The 1255-nt window shown below is 39.4% G+C and carries 2 protein-coding genes; both read right to left on the bottom strand.

Translation table 11 applies throughout. From position 1 onward, the window contains the following. On the bottom strand, positions 1-393 hold a 393-nt coding region (locus C558_RS0130045), incomplete at its 3' end, for a VOC family protein (RefSeq protein WP_026264212.1). A 229-nt stretch (positions 394-622) separates the two neighbouring features. Then, positions 623-1054, bottom strand: coding sequence for a pentapeptide repeat-containing protein (locus C558_RS0130040; RefSeq protein WP_018759982.1), 432 nt, complete (start codon positions 1052-1054; stop codon positions 623-625). Positions 1055-1255 lie beyond the last annotated feature (201 nt).

The raw sequence follows: 1255 nt of genomic DNA, 5'->3' as shown, positions 1-1255 counted from the left end.
TTGCCGAATTTCACCTACTATGTTCACTCCGTTTTCCTTGAAACGATTGTACATCTCTTGGATACGGGGAGTAATGAAACAAGCTACGGCCTGTCTATCACCGTTATCCCAAGTAAAACCTAAAGTTCCGGCTTCTTTCGATGCCCCTCCCCCTCCACCCATAAGGAATATAGCCTCATGTGGTCCATAAGTCTTTCCTGGATAATTAGGCAATTTCAAGATCGCTATTTCCATCCCAGGTTCAACCGAATTGTGGTCTGTAGGTGTACATCCTAAATTTTTTTGATACCAATGAACGGCCTTATAGACGTCACTAACCGGAACGTATATACACGTAACGCCGGTTATGTCCCCAAGTTTTTCTTCCCGTTTGATTTCTTCACTAATTTGCATTTTCTCATTTCTCCCTTCTCATTTCACATTTGTGTCTAGAATTTGAGATTTGTGACTTACAGTTAATTTGATGCCACAGAAGTTGCAAACCTTTGAAGAAATAAATTTTATAGTAATTTCGTTTCTACAATCGCATTATCCTGCCCGTTAGCTTAATAAAATGAGCAAACTGCGGTAGCCTGCTCAACAATAAGTTTTATTCAGCTATCGTGTCCCGTTAACTGAATGATTAAATTCGATTTCCAGCCTCGTTATACAGTGTCTTTTTAGGAATCGATTCCCCATTAAAACGATAATCGGGATGGTTCTCAATCAATTCTTTTATCAAGACACCATTAATTTTCAGACCATCAATTATACAGTTATTGATCGTTAGATTCACAAGATGTGAGTTGGAGACCATTGCATTCTCCAATGTTCCTGTATCAAAATTCAATCCAAAAACATCACATTGATTCATACGCATATCCCACCATGCATTACCTTCCACATTTACTTCTGAAAGATTGCTTGCCCGAACCGTGGATCCTGTTAAGTCAACATGTATGATTTGGGCTTTTTTCATGTTTGCAAATCTAATGGTGGTTTCGTTTAAGTTGGCATTTTCAATAGTGGAGTTGGTCAGATCTCCCGTATAAAATTTACTATTCGTTTCACTCATTTTAGCACCCCCTATAAAATGGGAAATAATGTATCTCCTATCATGATTCGCCGCTGTTACTCAAGTATCCTGCCCGTTAGCGCAACGACGGCAGCCGATCGTTCTGTGAACTGCACCCCGTCAAGTAGACAGTACAAATAATAAAAACAGTTAAGCGGCCTTGTTCCTGAATTCCATTGGACTAAGGCCGTTTAATTTTGC

This window comes from Paenibacillus terrigena DSM 21567 (genome assembly GCF_000374845.1).
GTDB lineage: Bacteria > Bacillota > Bacilli > Paenibacillales > Paenibacillaceae > Paenibacillus_K > Paenibacillus_K terrigena.
The sequence above is the reverse complement of the archived record's forward strand: the minus strand, read 5'-3'. Positions and strand labels throughout refer to the sequence as shown.